This window comes from Silvibacterium acidisoli, assembly GCA_022870745.1.
Taxonomy (GTDB): Bacteria; Acidobacteriota; Terriglobia; order Terriglobales; family Acidobacteriaceae; genus Silvibacterium.
Window position 1 is genome coordinate 2,488,893 of record CP085323.1, and the last position, 18,142, is coordinate 2,507,034.

The following is an 18,142-nucleotide window of genomic DNA, read 5'->3' on the forward strand; positions in this document are numbered from 1 at the left end:
CGGTGTTGCCAGCGTAATCGTCGATAGCTCCCGTGGGAGATATCTTATTTGGCAATTGCTCGCAACGACTCACGTCCATGGTGGCGCTTGCGGATAAGCCGGCTGAGATGCTCTGGGGTGATGCCAAGCAGTTTGGCGATATCCATCTGCTTCATCAGCGGCCACGGGTCCAGCGTCGTCCAGCGCTCCTGGTGAGCATCTCGCTCCTGCATGAAGCGCTCAAGGCGGTCCTCGGCGCTGCTCGCCATAAGTTCCAGTTGCGCGCGCGACTGGGAAACGTGTTCCTGGCACAGAACGCTGATGAAATGGATCGTCGCCTTTGGGTTTTGCATGAGGTAATAAGAGATATTGCGCACCGGGATGCGCGATACCGAGCAGGCGACAACTGTTTCAACCGTGTAGGGAGCCGGGGTGTTGAGCAGGGCCGACGCGGCCCCGGCATACCAGCCTTCGGTTCTTAGGCCCAGTGTAACTTCATGGCCTGAGTCGCTTAGGTAACTCAGCTTAACTAGCCCGTCCTGGATGAGATACACCGTCTTAACAGGTTCATCCTGGCGCAGGAGTGCTGTTCCCTTCACGACGTGGAGTGGCGGCGGCAGCTCCTCGACAAATTGCATGTTGTCTAGAGGAGAGATAACCGGCGCAAAAGCAGGAATTTGCAGCGACGACGTCTCTTTTTCTAAGCAGTTATTTGCTTGCATATGGGTCCTCATTAGCAATCTGATCCGGAGTCGAAGGCCGATGCCCCGCCGGTAACATCAAGTTAATTACTTGTATCATGCAAAGTAACATGATGGCGGATATGATGCTATAGCTCTAGCAGGTAACTTGCGCAATTTTAGATATGCATTTGATGGGGCAAAATTTTGTTTCTGTATGCCATACGCTGACATAGTCCGGAACGCGACATTGTCATAGGTGAATCGCAACATTCTGGATTGCGGAATCTTCTCTTACAGCTCGAATCCCTGTTGATGATCGTTGAGGACGATATCGCGAATCTCCGTACAGATCGCGGTGATCGTCTGATCGGACAATGACTCGTAAATCGGAAGATTCACCACTCCTTCGGAGACGTGTTCTGTCACAGGAAGCGGAAGGTCGGTCGAGTGATGATACGAACTGAAGATCTTTTGCTGGTGCAGAGGGGGATAGTAATAGCGCTGGGTCGGCACGCTGCGTTTGTGCAGCAGGTAGCAGAGCCGATCGCTGCTCAGCTTACGGTTGGGAACAATGTGCAGTGAGAAGTCCTTGTATGTGGACACATTGTCCCCGCGAACATGCTGGAAAGTGATGCCTGGCAGATCGCTGAGAAGGCGCGTGTACATCTGTGCGATCTCGTTGTGCCGGATGATTTTCTTCTTAAGCAGCGGCATGCCGGATATGGCCAGGGCCGCGTTGAACTCGGACATTCGTGCGTTAAGACCCTGCAACTCCGGATCATACCCACCGAGATCCCCGTAGTTACGTGCAGCGCGGAGCCGCCGGGCCAGGAACGAATCGTCTGTTGTAACCAGGCCGCCCTCGCCGGCTACCAGCAGCTTGGTGGGTGAGAGTGAAAAGACCTCGGCGTCGCCGAAGGTGCCGATCGGCTTGCCCTGCTGTGTGCTGCCGAAAGCGTGCGCGGAGTCGAAGATCAGCTTGAGATCGGATCGCGACGCGATACGAGTAAGCGATTCGGTATCGGCTGGATTGCCGTGAATGTGTACGCCGAGGATGGCTGTCGTTCGTGAAGTGATGCGCCGGGCCACGTCGAGCGGATCGATGTTCCAGGTGTCGGGCTCGCAATCGGCAAACACCGGGCGGATGCCGTTCCAGAGCAGGGCTTCACCCGAAGCAGAAAACGTGAATGATGGAACGATGACTTCGCCTGCGATGCCGAGCGCTTTGAAGACAAGCATTAGTCCGGATGTACAGCTCGAGACGGCGACACAGTGTTTCACGCGCAGCCGTTCCGCGACAACGCTCTCCAGCCTTTCAACAAGCTCCGCATTCGTAATCAGCCCGGACTTGTAAACTTCCCGGTAGAGGGAAGCCACATCTTCCCACGCGGGAAGAGTCGGCTGCATGAAACGCAGCGATGGGGTCTGTCGCTCGCGAGCGATAGCCGGCATGATTAAAGGATTCATAGAGCCCCCAGTTGAAATGAGAAGTCGTTTCCGATTGAGAAAGTGCTGCCCCGTGCAGATGTGCGGGCCATGCACGATGGCTTTATTTCCGGAAACGGCGTTGAGTCAGAGACTGTTCAGTGCTTCTTTGGCTTCGCGAGCACCATTAAGGAAAAACCGCCAAGAATCAGGGCCGCTGCATCCGGATGCATTTTGAAAAAGAGTTGCCGTGGCAGCTTCGCCAAGGCTGTGCGCAAAGATCGTGCAGGCCGCTCGGTTGTGGTACCGGTATATCGCCAGTCGATAACGTCAAAGCCGCATTCTTCCATCACATCGAGAAAGAGTGGACGGGTGAAATAGTGGAGATGTCCGGCGGTCTTTCTCAACGTCTGCGGAAGACCGCGTATCAGTGCCTGCACGGAAAGATCCAGCGGCATGTGCACAATGCAGTAACTCGCTCTTTCACGCAGTGAACGCAGAAAGCGGAAGTAGTCGTCCACATGCTCCACGATGTCGAGTGCGAGCACCAGGTCGCAGTGCCCGACAGCGTGGCTGTCCGAGTCGCCCATAACAAAGCCCAGGCGATCGTTCACTCGATTGAGGCACGCTGCAAATGCCTGCGGAGAGACTTCAAGGCCGATAAACCTGCAATGCGATGGCAGTGCCTTCTGCATCTCCACCAATACCTGGCCCGAACCACAGCCGATCTCACAGATCAACTCCGGATCAATTCTGTTCTTCCTGAGAAGCGACAATGCATGCGTGGCTTTCCATGCGGAGTCTTCCAAATGCCATGAGGGGCGCAGGTTCTCGTAGTGTCCAACGGTATAGAGCGCTGACGCCATTTCAGAATCGAATCTCTTTTATGTGCCGTGTCTGATCGCCGTCAATCGGCACTGGTTGATGTGAGCGAGAACGCGGTCGCCAAACGCAACTGCGGAGGGGCGTGGAGGCAGCAGGATACGGAACGTTTGTCAGGCTGGATTGCGTTGTATCACGATGTCGTCGTATTGCACTTCCACACTCACCGAGCGATTGAGCATCGCAACTGACAGGATGAGCCGTGTCTGGTTCTGTATTCTTTCGAGAATTCCTTCAAGGCCCGCAAGCGGCCCAGTTTTCAGACGCACTTTATTCCCAATCACAAGACGCGGAATTGACTCCATATGAGCCTTGCTCGCGACGGCAATACGAATCGCTTCTATCTCCGCTGTATCGACTTCCAGCAGCGTTTTCCCTGAGCTGACGATGCCGAGCACGCCGGGAACCTGCAGCACCGGAAGCCTGTTCTCCGGATTAAGCCGGCAAAAGATGTAGCCCGGAAACAACGGCACTTCCACGCGCTTTTTCCGGTCTGCCCAGCGATGCACTTCCATGGTCTTTGGGGAGAAAATCTCGTAGGACTTCGAAGTCAGCGACGTTTCGCACCGATAGAGATCGCGTTGCCGTATCTGTAAGGCAAACCAGGGATAGATCGGTTCTGTCCTGGGGGTCTCGATCATTCCGGAAAGGCCGATGTCGTTTTTGGGGCAAGCTACCGCCATTAGAGTTACAGCACCCGAATGGTAACTGGAAGTCGACCAATAAATACGCGCACTGGTAACTTGCAGTTAGTGCCAGATGAAACGTTAGTTACTATGACTTTCGCCCCATTCGAGCGTCATTGATACACATCAAGAGCCCTTGAGGCGCCCCGGCAGGGAACGGGTCGACAATCCGAGCGGATAGTGAGACCAGCGGTTTATTGCTCTCATTCGATTGTGTTTATAAGCGGAGTGACGGCTGCGGCCGTCAGAGCCTGCAGTGTGACTTACGTCACTGTGGCCAGGGAGCCAGTCCTTCCGGAGACCAGGCGGCGATGATAACTCTGGCTATCTTCGCAATCGTTATTTCACCTTCCTGCTCTGCCCCCCATGAATGATCGGCATTGTCATAAGTGAACGCCGAGATTACGACCATTCCCTGTTTTGTCGAAACTGCGCCGACATCGTTTCGTACTGCTTCGAGCGACCCGGTTTTGTTGGCAATTGACTCTTCGGTGGCTCCCGGCAATGTGTCCAGATAACGCGGAATGCCGCCGCGGTAGAACTGCAGGTGCAGCATCTTCTGGGCAGCCCCGCACAATGCGCGATCCTCGGGTTTCGCTGGTGCGCCGAGCTGGCAGGTTGCCAGGCGCGTCATCAAGGTGGCCATCTCGCGTGCGGTCGTCTTGCCAAGCCCAAAGCGTTTCTGGTCTTCAGGCATAGTTACGCCCGGTGGAACAGGGGTGAAGATCTTTTTATAAAGATAGGTGTTGTTCAGCCCGAGGGCCGCGATGGTTTTATCGATGTTTTCGATTCCAAGATGATCGATGGCGAGGTTCGTCGCCGTGTTGTCGCTCATTACGATCATCATGGTGAGCGCATCTTTGAACGTGATCCTGGTGGGGGTATCGAGAAAGAGCAGAACGCCCGACCCCGGAACCTGGTCTTTAGACGATAGTGCGATCGGGTCGGAGAAGCTGGCCTTGCCTTCCCGTATTTGTCGCAGTGCCTCGTACAGAATTGCGAGTTTGATGACCGATGCCGTCTGAACAGGCTCGTCGGGGTGAATGGCAACAGTCTCGTGAGTGCGCAGGTTCTCCGCGTAGAGCGTCACGTGCCCGCGGTGTGACTCGGCGATCTGGTTTACCTGTTGCTGCAGCGCGCCAATGTCGGCTGCATCCGCAGGCTTGAACGTACAAAAAAACAGCAGCACAAGAAGGCCCGGAATCCGCATGGCGGAATTCTATGCGACTCAAGCCTCCCCCCGTCGAGATTGGGTAGAGGCAGTGCTTTCGCTACAATGGGAAAGGCCGTCCAGGCCAGTGTCTTCACTATGCCGCTGTATGCAGCGGGGTCAAAAAACTTTTTGATAACCTCGCCGCAGAACCAGGATGTCAGTCGAAATGAGCTTGGGCGACACCGCTACCGTAGACCTAACAAACTGTGATCGAGAGCCGATTCATATTCCCGGCAGTATCCAGAGCCACGGCTTCCTGCTCGGCCTGAAGCTGCAGCCGGATGGACGATTGCACGTCGTTACCGCCAGTGAGAACGCAGCCCAGTACCTCTCGCTTCCGCTCGATCGCATTCTCGACGCAGAGTTGAACAACCTCGTAGAGCACGACCTCGTCGAGGCTCTTCATAAGGGGTTGCTCTCGGAAGGTTCAGCTGGAGATTTCGTTCGTTTCATCGGCACTGCCCGTCTGCCTGTTAGTGGAAGTCAACGGCACGATTTTCAGATCGTAGGGCATCGTCTTGCCGAACTGTTCATCCTTGAGTTTGAACGCACCGAGCACTCGGTAAGCCAGGCCGAGTTGAATGCTGTCCTCTCGAACTTTGTCGGCTCGATTGAAGAGCTCGATGATCGTACAGCGCTCTGCCAGGCGGTCACCTCGCAGATACGCGCTCTTACCGGTTTCGATCGCATTATGCTGTATCAGTTCGACGAAGAAGGCCATGGCACCGTTCTGGCTGAGGATAGAAATGACAAGCTGCCTTCTTACCTCGGACTTCATTTTCCGGCGACCGATATTCCGCAGCAGGCGCGCGCCCTCTATGTTCTGAATCGCATCCGCATCATCCCCGATGTCGATTACGAACCGTCGCCTTTGCTCTCCGTGCCGGAGATGAAAGACGCGCCGCCACTCGATCTTTCTTTGTCGATTCTGCGCAGCGTTTCGCCGATTCATCGCGAGTACATGCGAAACATGGGCACCGTCTCATCCATGTCCATCTCGTTGGTCACTGAGGGCCGCCTCTGGGGGCTTATCTCCGGCCATCATCACGAACCGCGCACGGTTCCGTACCTGGTCCGCTCAGCCTCTGAGGTCCTCAGCCGCATCACCACCTCGCATCTGCTCGCTCTCCATCGCTCGTCGCAGATGGCCCATGCGATTCGTCTCAAGTCGGTGCACGGCCAACTGCTCTCTTTCATGGCGGCTGGCGAGAACTACATCGACGGCCTCGCCCGGCATCCGGTAGAGTTGCTTGCCGTTACCGGTGCACAAGGCGCTGCTATCGTCGTCGGCGAGCGTTGCATCCTGCTGGGCAAAACACCGTCTCAGCAGGCGGTGCTTGCGTTTGCGCAGTGGTTCTCAAAACGCGGCCGCGAGGACGTCTTTGCCACCAACCAGATTGAATTGGAATGCGGAGAGGTTGAAGAGCTTCGGACTGAAGCCAGCGGCATCCTGGCGATCTCGCTTTCCCAGGTGCATCGCATGCAGATTCTATGGTTCCGGCCGGAGATCCTGCAGACGGTGCAGTGGGCCGGTGAGCCTGCGAAGAGCGAGGAGTTTGTCAACGGTGTCCGTCAGATCCATCCCCGCAATTCCTTCTCGTCGTGGAAGGAGATTGTTCGGGGCAAATCGCTTGCCTGGACATCGGTTGAGATCGAATCAGCCAGGGAATTCCGCAGCATCGTGCTCGAAATTGTGCTGAAGCGTGCCGAAGAGCTGGCGGAGATGGCCTCTGAGCTGGAGTCTTCGAACCGTGAGCTTGAGGCATTCTCCTATTCGGTATCGCATGACCTGCGGGCGCCATTCCGCCACATCTCGGGTTTTGCGGAATTACTGCTGGAGAACGAAGCATCGCGCCTGAGCGACACGGGCCGCCGCCACCTCGCCACCATAGCGCAGTCAGCACAGTTCGCGGGCCTGCTGGTGGATAGCCTGTTGAATTTCTCCCGCATATCGCGCACGCAGTTGGAGATCCACTCCATGGCGATGAAGCCGCTGGTGGAGGATGTGTGGCGCGATGTCGTGCAACAGGAGATTGGAGAGAGGCAGGTTGAAATGGTCATCGGCGACCTGCCTGTCGTCGAAGCGGACCTGAACCTGCTGCGGCAGGTATGGCGCAACCTCATCTCCAATGCGGTGAAATATACCCGCCCCTGCGATCACGCCCGAATCGAAGTCAGTTGTGAGCAGACTCCCGACGAGTACGTTTTTGCCGTACGTGACAACGGGGTTGGATTTGAGGGCGAGTACGCGCATAAGCTCTTCGGCGCATTCCAGCGGCTGCATCGAATGGAAGAATTCGAAGGCACAGGTATTGGCCTGGCGAACGTCCGCCGCATCATAGCAAGGCACAACGGAAGAACCTGGGCGACCGGGGAGGTAGGAAAGGGTGCGGTCATCTCTTTCAGCCTTCCGGCCGTTCAATCTATAAGCCGTCGTGGCTCAGTTCCCGATTCGGAGGGAACCGAAGCCCCGCAAACACCGAAACTGGACGCTTGAATACATGCTTAAGCCAATTTTGCTGGTGGAAGACAACCCCAACGATCTCGAGCTGAGCCTTGCAGCGCTCGCCAAGAGCGGTCTTGCGAATGACGTGATCGTCGCCCGGGACGGTGCGGAAGCCAGGGATTACCTTTTCTGCACCGGCGTTTACGCTGGCCGGCCTGCGGGCCTGCCCGCAGTAGTTTTGCTTGATCTCAAGCTGCCCAAGGTGGATGGACTCGAGTTGCTTCACATCATCCGCAACAGCCCTGAAACGAATCGTCTGCCGGTCGTCATCCTCACCTCGTCCCGTGAAGAGAGCGACGTTGCTTCCGGTTATCGCCTGGGCAGCAATGCGTATGTAGTCAAACCTGTAGAGTTTTCGGCATTTTTCAAAGCCATTCAGGATTTAGGGATATTTTGGGCGGTATTGAATGAACCGCCCCCGGTTCCCCGAGGAAAGCCGAACAATGGGCAGCAGTAACACACTAGAAAAACAATATTTATTTCTCCATCTTGAAGACAATCCACTGGACGCCGAGTTGACTGTCAGCCGTCTCTCTGCCGCCGGAATTTCGTGTGGCGTGACGGTGGTTTCTTCACGAACGGCATTTGAAGAAGCCTTCGCGAATGGAAGCTTTGACCTGGTTCTCGCCGACTATTCTCTGCCCGATTTCGATGGTCTTGCCGCGCTGAAAATTGTCCGGCAAATTTCAGCGCGCATCCCGTTCATCTTCGTCTCCGGAGTCCTTGGAGAAGACGTTGCAGTGGAAACGCTGCTCTCCGGGGCAACCGATTATGTGATCAAGCAGAAGATGGATCGCCTTGTTCCTGCCGTCCTTCGTGCGCTTTCCGAGCACGAGGAATACAAGTCGCGCCAGCGGGCTGAGGTTGAGGCCCGCGAAGGTGAAGAGCGATTCAAGAAGCTTACCAACAGTCTGCCCGCGATGGTGTGGACCTGCGATCTCGAGGGCAGGCTGACCTATACCAACCTGCAGTGGGATCGCAATGTCGGCGGCGCAAAGCTCTGGTGCGATCCTGAGATTATCCATGCGTCCGATTTGGAAGTCTGCGAAGCTCTCTGGTCAGGAGCCCAAAAGCAGCAGGAGCCTTTCGAGGTGGATTGCCGTTTCAGGATGCGCAACGGCGAGTATCGCTGGAACCTTGTCTGGGCAGCGCCTATCCATAACGACAAGAAACAGGTAACGGGATGGGTGGGCACCTGCACGGATACCGAGCAGCAGCGCTTTCGCGACGCCCAGTTCCGGACCGCCGAGAAGCTCGCCCTTACCGGTCGCATGGCTTCCGTCATCGCACACGAGATCAACAATCCGCTCGAAGCAATGACGAATCTCTTCTACCTGCTTCGTAACGAAGTAGAGGCCACAGAGAAAGGCCAGGTTTATTTCTCGCAGGTAGAGCACGAGCTTCTGCGCATCTCCACCATTACGAAGCTTACCCTGCAATGGTCCCGCGAGGGCGGCATGGTTACGCGTCAGCGCGCGGTGAGCCTTGTCGATGAAACCCTGCGCCTCTTCCAGGGAAAACTGGCGAACCGCAACATTCATCTCGACAGAGAGATCGAAGATGTGGAGTTCTTCGCCGTCGGTGGAGAGATCCGCCAGGTGCTTGCGAACCTGCTGAGTAATGCCATCGATGCAGTCGATCTTGGGGGGCACATCACCCTGGGTGCAAGATCGCTGCAACGGGACGGGATTCAATTCGTAGAGCTGTCCGTGCAGGACGACGGTGCGGGGATCGAACCCGAACGTCTGCCCGCTCTTTTCGGTCCGTTCCACAGCACCAAGGGTGCTCTCGGCAACGGCCTGGGCCTCTACATCTCGAAGGAAATCGTAGACCGCCATGGCGGACAGCTCATTCCAGAATCGACCGTAGGGCTCGGCACCACCATGCGCGTTCTTCTTCCGGCAAATCAGCCCGGCACGGCGAAGGAGTAGCTTTGTCGACCAAGGGAATCGCAACAGCGCTTAGAAGTGGAACTGCGGAGGCGCACGAGGCTCTCGAAGGCGAGTTGCGCCTCGCCAGCTCCGCTCTCTCGCTGGCCGAATATGTCCATACCCTGCAGACTTTCGAAGGCTTTGTCTCACGTTGGGAAGATGAAGCGGAGCAGGCATGTCCCCCTCATCTGAAGCCCACCTTCGAACAGCGCCGCCGCGCACGCCTCTTACAGGGTGACCTACGGCACTTCGACGCGTCGAAGGCAGAGGAGCAACCGCGGATTCCGCCAATTACGAATACCGCTGCATTCCTCGGCAGCATGTATGTGATGGAGGGTTCCACGCTCGGCGGACAGATGATCGCGCGCCACGTCGAATCGCATCTGCACCTCAGCAATGGTGATGGATACAGCTACTTCCTCGGACACGGAGCCAACACCGGCAGGATGTGGAAGGAATTCATCGAAATTCTTAATCGCGAATCGCAGGATCTACCCGAAGCCGAGATCGTGTCGTCCGCCAGGCGAACGTTCGAATCCTTCCGCGCCTTCATTCAATCGCGGCAGGGGTAAGAGGAAAACCAGGGGAAATCCCTAGTGGTTCGCCTGGAGCATTTACTGTACTGTCGCTGCGGAGCCAGCTTATGTTGGCTCTGCTACAAGTTCATGCACTAATCGCCTGTGGAAGGGGTGTTCCCATGGCCCTCCAACGAAAAAAGACACTTCTGATCGCCGATGACCATCCTCTGATGGCCGAAGGAATTGCGCGCCTGCTCGCCGGCGAGTACGAGATCATTGGCCTCTCGTCGAATGGCCGCCAGCTGTTGACAGACGCGGTCGCTCTGAAGCCGGACATGATCGTGCTCGACATCAGCATGCCCGATCTGAACGGCATTGAGGCCGCGAGGCGGCTACGCGAGATCGATCCAGCGGTAAAGCTTATTTTTGTGACGCAGCAACTGGACCCGCAGTACCTGAAAGCCGCCTTTCGAGCGGGCGCTTCCGCCTACGTGGTGAAGCAGTCCGTCTCCAAAGAGCTGATCCTGGCCGTCCGGCAGGTGGCGATGGGGATGTGCTACGTCACCCCGTTTCTCGAAGAAGCGGTTGGTTTCGCGCCGGTTTCCGAACTGCGCCGCAGTCTTCCGCAGGCCGGAGAGCTCACCAACCGCCAAAGAGAGGTTCTTCAGCTGGTCGCTGAAGGCAAATCTGCCCGCGAGATTGCTTCCGCCTTGAACATCGCATGCAAGACCGTGGAGTTTCACAAGAAGGCACTTATGGACCAGACCGGTCTGCGGACAACTGCTGAGCTCACGCGATACGCAATCATGCATGGCATAACGCCTATCTAAATAATGCGCTTCCCATTCGAACGAAGAGGAGTGCCGGATATGACCTGGCACTCCTTTTCGTTTTGCCCTTAATGCTCCAGCGGAATGCGAACGGTAATCGTGGTTCCATGGCCGGGGGAGGATTGAATCTGGCAGGTGCCCCCCACGAGCCGCGCTCTTTCCTGCATGCTGATCAGGCCAAGGCCGGACGCTCCGTTCTTGGAGTCGGGATCGAAGCCCTCGCCGAAGTCCATGATCTTCAGCTCCACGGCCCCGTTCGACCCGCCCAGCGCAATCTTCACGTGGGTGCGCCCCGCATGCTTTGCCACGTTGCGCAGACCCTCCTGCGATATCCGGTAGATCGCTGTCACAACGTTCATGGGAAGGTCTTCCGGCAGTTCGCCGGGGTTAAACGTCGTCGGCATGCCTTCACGGCTTTCGAACTCTTCGACCAGTGACCTTAAGGCCACGGACAGGCCCAGGTCTTTCAGGATCGCCGGGTGCAGCCTGTGCGACATCTGGCTCACATCCGTGTTGATCGCCTGCAGCTCGTGCCTCGCCGATTCGACCTGCTCTGAGACAGGCCTGGTTTCGCCGGATGCATCGAGGGTAGAAAGCAGCATGTCCAGCAGGCTGAGACGCTGGCTCACATCGTCGTGCAGTTCGCGTGCAATTCTCTCGCGCTCTTCCTCCTGCACCTTAAACAGGTGACCGGTCAGCCCGCGCAGCTCTTCTTTCGTTCGATTCAGCCGGAAGGCGGCCTGCTCGATCTCGGATTCCAGTTCTTCTTTCTGGCGGGAGATCATCTGTTCTGCTTCGCGGCGAAGAGTGATGTCCTCAACCATCAGCAGAAGGACCTTGTGTCCGTCAGTCGCCAGAACCTGGCCTTTGATGGAGAGGATCTTTTTGTGCGACGTGCGAGAATCATGCTCGAACTCCATGCGGGACCCCGGCGATTCTAAAAGCCCTTTCAGGCGTTCGGACATATAATCGAGCCCCCACATGAAATAGAAGAGATCAGGCAGAGAACGGCCTTCCAGCTCCTTGGCGCCCAGCTGAACCAGTTCGCGAAATGCGGTATTCGCGCTCTGAATCTCATTGTTCTGCTTCAACACCACGATCGGTACAGGCACACTCTCAACCACCGTGCTGGCGAAGTCGTTGGCTTCGAGCAGGTGCTGCTGGCTTCGGCGAAGCTGATCGATATCCAGCAGAACGACGACCAGCCCCTCGATCTTATTGTCTGCCGTTCGATACGGGCGGACGCGCAGCAGATACCACCTGCCCTGCCTGTCCTGCACTTCAACTTCGCGAGTTCCCAGCGAATCCAGAACCTCATGCAGAATCGGCTCGATATCGTCGATGCTCAATTGAAGCCGGATTTCGGTAATCGAACGGCCGATGTCCGCCGCTCTCACACTGAGCAGCCGCTGCATCGGCGGCGTGAACTGCCTGATATGCAGATCGCTGGTAAGCATGAGCAGTGGGATATTCACGCTGTTCAACAGGTTCGTAAGATCGTTCCCTGTCTGGGTCAACACGTTATTGCGCTGCTGGAGCTCTTCGTTTACCGTCTGCAGTTCTTCGTTCGCCGACTGCAGCTCTTCCTTCGTCGTTTCGAGCTCCTCGTTCGTGCTTTGCAGCTCTTCGTTCGCCGATTGAATCTCTTCATTGGCCGACACCAGTTCCTGATTGCGCGCATCGCGCTCTTCTACCAGCGATTGCAGGTGGAACCGTGTCGAGGTGAGGTCCTGCCGGAGCTGGGCGATCAGCTTGTCCTTCTCGTCCGTGGAGAGACTCGATGCTCCCGTCTGGTCGAAGGGTCTGGTCTGTGCAGCCTTATTTGCCGATTGAAACAGCACCAGGAAGCAGCGCGGTCTGGCGACAGCGCTCGTGATCGGCAGCACATCGATCTGAACGCTTTCTTCGCCTGTCTCTTCGTCAATCAGCGTGGCGGTTGCGGTGGTAGGCACGTTCTCGCGTATGGTGCGCTGTATTGCGTTGCGAGCTTCGCCCGCGATTCCCTCTTTCAGAACGCGGAGCAGGTTCCAGCTCACGCCTCCTGGCGCCAGCTCCACGTAGGGGCCGGTTTGCCCTCGGGACTGCAGGACGTTCAATCGTTCATCCACAATCAGGCCGGGGGGGCCGAACCGCGCCAGGACAATTCTATCGGCGGATCGCTGCAATTCCAGCTCAGGCCAGATGTTCGTCTCAATCGGCATTACCGGGTTTGATGATCGCGAGAGCCCGGGCGTTTGCGAGAGCGCGTAGCTGCGCGGCAGATCGTAAATGTGCGGAAGGCTCGCTCCCGACTTCATGTAGATCTTGTGCTTCCGATCGACGGTGCTGAAGATGTCGCTATAGTCTCGTAATCCCTCCGACATGCCGAGCAGCATGTAACCACCAGGCTCAAGCGCATAGTGAAAGGTGACCATCACCTGCCTTTGAAGAATCTGGTTGAAATAGATCATCACGTTGCGGCAGCTGAGGATGTCTATATGCGAGAACGGAGGATCGCTGCAGAGATTCTGGCGGGCGAAAATGCAGGTGTCACGGACACGTTTTGAAACCTGATACCCACGATCTGCTTTCACAAAGAAGCGTCGCAGGCGCTCAGCGGAAATCTCTTCGATCAGCGTCTCCGGATAGATGGCGACACGGGCCATTTCAATGGACTGCTCGCTCGCATCGGTTCCGAATATCTGAATCGGAACATCCAGGTTTTTCGAGGAGAGATACTCGATGAGCGTGATGGCCAGCGAGTAAGCTTCCTCGCCGGTGGAGCATCCCGCACACCAGACGCGGATAGGCTTGTCCGGCTGCCTGTTTTGCAGCAGCGTCGGCAGAACATTTTCGCGAAGAGATGCCCAGAATCCTGTATCGCGAAAGAACCGGGTCACATTGATGAGAAGTTCTTCCTGCAGGATGCGGACTTCATCGGGCCGGATCTGAAGGAACTTGTAGTATTCAGCCAGGCTCTCCTTGCGAAGCAGGATCAGGCGCCTGGCCATTCGACGTCGCAATGTCTCGGGCTTGTACTGCCGAAGCTCCAGTCCCGATGTACTGCGTAACAGTTGCAAAATACGCTGAAAAGATTGCTCATCATCCGGTGGTGTGATTCCCTCTTCTAAAGAGCGGACCTCCGGGCGCGCAAACTGCGTTGCGAGTTTGCCAAGTTCGATGGCGATCTGATCAGGCGGCACCACGAGATCTACATGGTCCGCTGCGATCGAATTGCGAGGCATCCCCGGCTGCGCCGCCGTTCCAGGACTTTGCACCAGCGCGAAACCGCCCTCGCCTTTAATTGCCTTCAGTCCCAGTGCTCCGTCGCTGTCCGCTCCGGACAGCACAACGCCAACCGCGTGGTTTTTCTGCTCCGCCGCGAGCGAGCGGAAAAACGTATCGATGACCAGCGAGTGCGCCGTGCCCGAGGTGCGGCTTTCCACGTGAAAGTTTCCGCCCCGCAGTTGCAGCCTCTGGTCAGGCTGCAATATGTAGATGTTATTCGGTTCAGGCCGCGTCCCGTGCGTTACCGGACGCACCGGCATCCGTGTGTATCGCTCCAGTATCTCGCTGAGAAAGCTCTTGTGATCTGGAGACAGGTGCGTCACCAGCACAAACGACATGCCGGTTTGGACATCCAGGTTTTCCAGAATCTCGCGAAGCGCCGCAAGGCCCCCTGCTGACGCACCGATGCCAACCACCGGGTAGGGAAGCACCGGCGGCTGATTCTCTTCGGATGACTCTATTGAGAGTTCCGGAAGAGCTTCCTCCGCGAGCCCGCTAATTACCCCACTCTGCTCTGGCGCGGTTTCCAGCTCTGTCGATTCCGTTTCTGAAATCGCGTCATGATCAACCGTATCCAACTCGTCTGGCGCTTCTGGTTTTTGCGTCTCGTCTGGCATGGCAGTTTCACCCTTTCACCGACTAAAGAATACATCTTCGGAGATAAAATCGAGCGTGTAAGACCGGTTGGTAAGTCACCCTTGAAGTGCCGAGAAGAAGGCCATATGCGCACATTCAGTCGCCTGCAACAGGAATCGAACAGAATAGGTGCGGAGTTTCTCATCACCAAGCTCGATACTGCTTTGATCCTGCTGAATACGGCTGACACAACCGGATCGGAAGAGGCACGACGGCGGATACGAAGTTACGCTCAGGATGCCTATGATTCTGTGGTGCCACTGCAACAGCGGGTGATCATGACGCCACTTCAGAAAGAGCTGTATCAGCAAAGGATAAGCGCGCTTCAGCTGAGGCTGAAGGCCGATACGAAGACAGCCTGAGCACTCTGGGGGAAACCCCAGCGATTAAGACTGAATCTCCTGCGAGGCATCTAAACTCGCATGTCAGCCAGAAATGTTGTCGTCATCGGAGCTTCCGCGGGCGGAGTTGAGGCTGTTCGCAAGCTGATATCTCTTTTGCCTGCCGATCTCCCGGCCGCCGTCTTCATCACCCTCCACCTGCCAGAGCGTGGCCAGTCGCCCCTCACGGATATCTTCAGTCGAGAGAGCGCTCTGCCTGTAATTCACCCATGGGAAGAAACAGAGATCCAGGAAGGTCACATCTACGTGGCTCCTCCCGACTTCCATCTGCTTCCCGGTTCTCACACTGTTCGGTTGAGCCGCGGGCCCAAGGAAAATCTGATGAGGCCATGTATCAACACGATGTTCCGGTCGGCTGCAGAGGCGCACGCGGAACGAGTCATAGGCGTGGTGCTCACCGGGCTTCTCGATGACGGAGCAGCAGGGCTGTGGGAGATTCAACAGCGGGGAGGCGTAACGGTCGTCCAGCATCCCGAAGAAGCTACTTTCAGCTCGATGCCTCAAAACGCAATTCGAGGCGTGAAGGTGCAACATATCCTGCGCATTGCCGAGATTCCGGCCGTCATATCAGAGGTTGTCAGGCGAGAAAACATGGCACATATCGCTCCAGTAAGGGAGCCGGTAACAGAGGAACCCGCAATCCAGTCATGTCCGGAATGCCAGGGTGCGATGAAACGCCATACCTTCGGGCGTCTCATCGGCTACTCCTGTCACATCGGACATCGCTTCAGTCAGCTTTCCATGATCGCCGAGAAAAGCGCCGTCGTCGAACAGTCGTTATGGAAAGCTCTCTCGCAAAGTGAAGAACTTGTCGTCCTGCTGGAAGAGGTTTACCTGGATGCAGATGAGGCAAGCGCGCCTGCCCTGCTCAGGGAGATCCATCAAAGAAAGGCAAGCCACGCCGTGCTGGAGCGCATGATGGAACGGAGCTCGGAGACGCCTCTGCTTTAGCGCTTCCCGGTCGCAGGCACCGTCGTCCATCGGTACGGCATCGCACAAGCCGCGCTCAGTCCTTGTGAACGATGTGCTTCAGTATCGGAAGAAGACAAGCTGGGTGTGTCGGAACAACCGGCATCACCTGTGTCTCCCGGTAGCGCCTTCTGACACTGGGTCCATCCAGCTGCAGGATCCTGCCCGTGGAGAATTGATCTTTCAACCGCTGAATCAGCTGCTCCCACTCGTCGTCCCTTACTGAATGACAGAGGACTGCCAGGTCCGCAGCCGGCATGATCTTCAGCCTGATGAGGTCTTTCGTCTGGAACGAAACGACTCCATACCCGGAGCCCTCAAAAAGCATTTTTCTGGACTCGAGGAGGCACTGGTCATCTCCAACCAACAGCAACTTGTAGCCGGGCTCTTTGTGTTTTGGGAAATGAATCAGCACGGGATACCTTCTCGCGAACGCATCTTCGAATGAAGCCGGCAAAGTGTCCTGCCGCTCAGGCTGCTATCCGTCACGGTCAAGAATGATTCTCCGCCGGGCATATATCAACCCGGATGACTCCCAGTATTCGCGCACCGAGGGAGTTCCCTAGCTCACAGGCGGCAAGCCAGCAAATACACTCGGAGCGTTTCGCATTGTCGTGGGGCGTTATTGCAGTGCAAACGGGAGCGATCGCGAGAAACAAGGGTCTGAATCGGCCGCTTGTCATTGCCAGGTTAGACAAGGCATGAAGCCCGGTTCACCTCAAATTAGAAATGAAAGTATGTCACCACTGACGCCCTCTTTGTCAGCGTCTTCCCCCTTGATGCGGGGGCCAAACGAGTTCTGTATCTCAGAGGAGACAGGTCTTGCACGACGATCCGAGTAATGGCGCGGCTTCAATCTCAATCTTCGGAACCGAAAAGATTCTAACGGGGCATGCTCAGCGCATAAGTCTGCCCAAGGGGGCTGCGATACGTCAGCATCCTGAAACTCCCCGCTTTGCGCATGTATTGTTGTCTGGTCTCATCGCAACATCTCTCCGTTTCAAAGAAGGTAGATCCGTATTCACCCGGGTGCAGTCAGCAGGCGATCTCATTGAGATCGACCACGTGCTGGGTTGCTATCAGGCAGATACCGTGAGTCGAGTGCTTATTCCCGGCGTAGCCGTGCGCATTCCATTTGCAACCCTGCAATCCACGATTGAAGAAGATGCCGGCTTAAGGAAGGGCCTGCTTCGTTCGCTTGGTCAACGCGTGCTTGAAGCGGAATGTTTGTCTGCGTGTAACCTGGTGCATCCACTGGAGCAACGGCTTGCGCGGTATCTCCTCGACATCGCGCAAAGGATGAACGTAATCTCCATTCCGCTGACACAAGGGCAACTCGCGCAACTGCTGGGGGTGCGACGTACTTCCATCGTTTTCACCGCCGGAGAGTTGCGCAGAAAGAAGCTGATCGATTTTCGCCGGGCCTCCATCCTGATCCAGGACAGCCTGCAACTTGAGCAGGCGGCTTGCGATTGTTATCGGAAGATCGCTAACTATCGGGTGGTGGATGCAGGGGCTTCGGCATCAGGCGATCTCGCCCTGGCTGAACAGCAGGTTGCGTAGACAAGTGCGCTCCTGGAGCGTAGTGATCCATGGACTTCATGTTTCTCTACGCTGGATGAAGAGCAGTATTTTTTCGATATCTATGAAGTGCCGGAAACAAGAAAGCTGCACGCCGTTCTTGCCATGCATCAATTCATGGATGCACAGCCTCTCAAGGCAGGACCTGGCGTTGCTTATCGAACAAACAAGTTATCTCGCAAAATCGTCTTCTGCGATCGCCGAGGACGGGCAGGCAATTGTCCGGATTAGTCGTTCGAGGATTCTCGAATCGTGGATTTGCCTTTCGCAGTCCGTTTCGATTCTAAGCTGGCGTCTGGATCAAAACGGTGAAGAGATTAGTGCTTGATCATGGCTGTGAAATATCTCACGTGACCGGGTAAGCGCTATAACGCAAGTTGCCTGCGGTAATGCTCCTGTCGATATGAGTTAACTCTTCAGGAATGTTTTGTCTCTCATGCTTAAAACAGGGTAAGTCCCCAGTATTTTTCCATTTTGCTGCTTACTAAGATCGCGACACATGGTGAGCCTCCCCCAGTCTCATTTCCTTACCACTGTTTCGCGTTGGTTGGATCGACCGAGCAGACTACGTTCCGTGTGCATCGAGTTGTCGAACTGCTGTGTTGCTGTTTCTGCAGCAGGCAATAAGAACGGCT

Annotated in this window: 15 protein-coding genes; 8 read left to right on the plus strand and 7 right to left on the minus strand. The window is 56.2% G+C overall.

Annotated elements, in window-relative coordinates; all coding sequences use genetic code 11:
- Positions 1-44: 44 nt before the first annotated feature.
- The 5 genes from LJD29_RS10405 to LJD29_RS10425 all read right to left on the minus strand — a co-directional run bounded on the left by LJD29_RS10405 (position 45) and on the right by LJD29_RS10425 (position 4,865).
- Positions 45-701 carry a Crp/Fnr family transcriptional regulator gene (locus LJD29_RS10405; RefSeq protein ID WP_446745691.1) on the minus strand — a complete coding sequence of 219 codons (657 nt, stop codon included), beginning with the start codon at positions 699-701 and terminating at the stop codon, positions 45-47.
- Between the two features lie 252 nt (positions 702-953).
- Positions 954-2,129, minus strand: coding sequence for a DegT/DnrJ/EryC1/StrS family aminotransferase (locus tag LJD29_RS10410; protein ID WP_446745692.1), 1,176 nt, complete (start codon positions 2,127-2,129; stop codon positions 954-956).
- 116 nt (positions 2,130-2,245) lie between these two features.
- Positions 2,246-2,953 carry a class I SAM-dependent methyltransferase gene (locus LJD29_RS10415; protein ID WP_446745693.1) on the minus strand — a complete coding sequence of 236 codons (708 nt, stop codon included), beginning with the start codon at positions 2,951-2,953 and terminating at the stop codon, positions 2,246-2,248.
- Between the two features lie 129 nt (positions 2,954-3,082).
- Complete coding sequence (gene nusG / locus LJD29_RS10420) at positions 3,083-3,652, minus strand: transcription termination/antitermination protein NusG (RefSeq protein ID WP_446745694.1); 570 nt, start codon at positions 3,650-3,652, stop codon at positions 3,083-3,085.
- 271 nt (positions 3,653-3,923) lie between these two features.
- Positions 3,924-4,865 carry a serine hydrolase gene (locus LJD29_RS10425; RefSeq protein WP_446745695.1) on the minus strand — a complete coding sequence of 314 codons (942 nt, stop codon included), beginning with the start codon at positions 4,863-4,865 and terminating at the stop codon, positions 3,924-3,926.
- A gap of 169 nt (positions 4,866-5,034) precedes the next feature.
- On the opposite strand from LJD29_RS10425, the gene LJD29_RS10430 reads away from it, so the two are divergent.
- From LJD29_RS10430 to LJD29_RS10450, 5 genes are all read left to right on the plus strand, one after another.
- Complete coding sequence (locus tag LJD29_RS10430; RefSeq protein ID WP_446745696.1) at positions 5,035-7,365, plus strand: ATP-binding protein; 2,331 nt, start codon at positions 5,035-5,037, stop codon at positions 7,363-7,365.
- Positions 7,366-7,369: 4 nt separating this feature from the next.
- Positions 7,370-7,831: a response regulator gene (locus LJD29_RS10435; RefSeq protein WP_446745697.1), complete on the plus strand. Its 462-nt coding sequence runs from the start codon at positions 7,370-7,372 to the stop codon at positions 7,829-7,831.
- Positions 7,818-9,305 carry an ATP-binding response regulator gene (locus tag LJD29_RS10440; RefSeq protein ID WP_446745698.1) on the plus strand — a complete coding sequence of 496 codons (1,488 nt, stop codon included), beginning with the start codon at positions 7,818-7,820 and terminating at the stop codon, positions 9,303-9,305. Before LJD29_RS10435 ends, LJD29_RS10440 begins: the two co-directional genes overlap by 14 nt.
- A 2-nt stretch (positions 9,306-9,307) precedes the next feature.
- Complete coding sequence (locus tag LJD29_RS10445) at positions 9,308-9,877, plus strand: biliverdin-producing heme oxygenase (RefSeq protein ID WP_446745699.1); 570 nt, start codon at positions 9,308-9,310, stop codon at positions 9,875-9,877.
- Positions 9,878-10,002: 125 nt separating this feature from the next.
- Entirely contained in the window at positions 10,003-10,653 is a 651-nt protein-coding gene (locus LJD29_RS10450; protein ID WP_446745700.1) for a response regulator, read from the plus strand.
- A gap of 68 nt (positions 10,654-10,721) precedes the next feature.
- Here the strand turns inward: LJD29_RS10450 and LJD29_RS10455 are convergent, their stop codons facing one another.
- The gene (locus LJD29_RS10455) at positions 10,722-14,351 is read right to left on the minus strand and encodes a CheR family methyltransferase (RefSeq protein WP_446745701.1); all 3,630 of its coding nucleotides are present in this window, start codon (positions 14,349-14,351) and stop codon (positions 10,722-10,724) included.
- Between the two features lie 129 nt (positions 14,352-14,480).
- Between LJD29_RS10455 and LJD29_RS10460 the strand changes: the two genes are divergently transcribed.
- On the plus strand, positions 14,481-14,918 hold the full coding sequence (locus tag LJD29_RS10460; RefSeq protein WP_446745702.1) for a hypothetical protein: 438 nt from the start codon (positions 14,481-14,483) through the stop codon (positions 14,916-14,918).
- 60 nt (positions 14,919-14,978) lie between these two features.
- Positions 14,979-15,908: a chemotaxis protein CheB gene (locus LJD29_RS10465; protein WP_446745703.1), complete on the plus strand. Its 930-nt coding sequence runs from the start codon at positions 14,979-14,981 to the stop codon at positions 15,906-15,908.
- A gap of 55 nt (positions 15,909-15,963) precedes the next feature.
- Here the strand turns inward: LJD29_RS10465 and LJD29_RS10470 are convergent, their stop codons facing one another.
- Positions 15,964-16,341, minus strand: coding sequence for a hypothetical protein (locus tag LJD29_RS10470; protein WP_446745704.1), 378 nt, complete (start codon positions 16,339-16,341; stop codon positions 15,964-15,966).
- A gap of 407 nt (positions 16,342-16,748) precedes the next feature.
- On the opposite strand from LJD29_RS10470, the gene LJD29_RS10475 reads away from it, so the two are divergent.
- On the plus strand, positions 16,749-17,489 hold the full coding sequence (locus tag LJD29_RS10475) for a Crp/Fnr family transcriptional regulator (protein ID WP_446745705.1): 741 nt from the start codon (positions 16,749-16,751) through the stop codon (positions 17,487-17,489).
- Positions 17,490-18,142 lie beyond the last annotated feature (653 nt).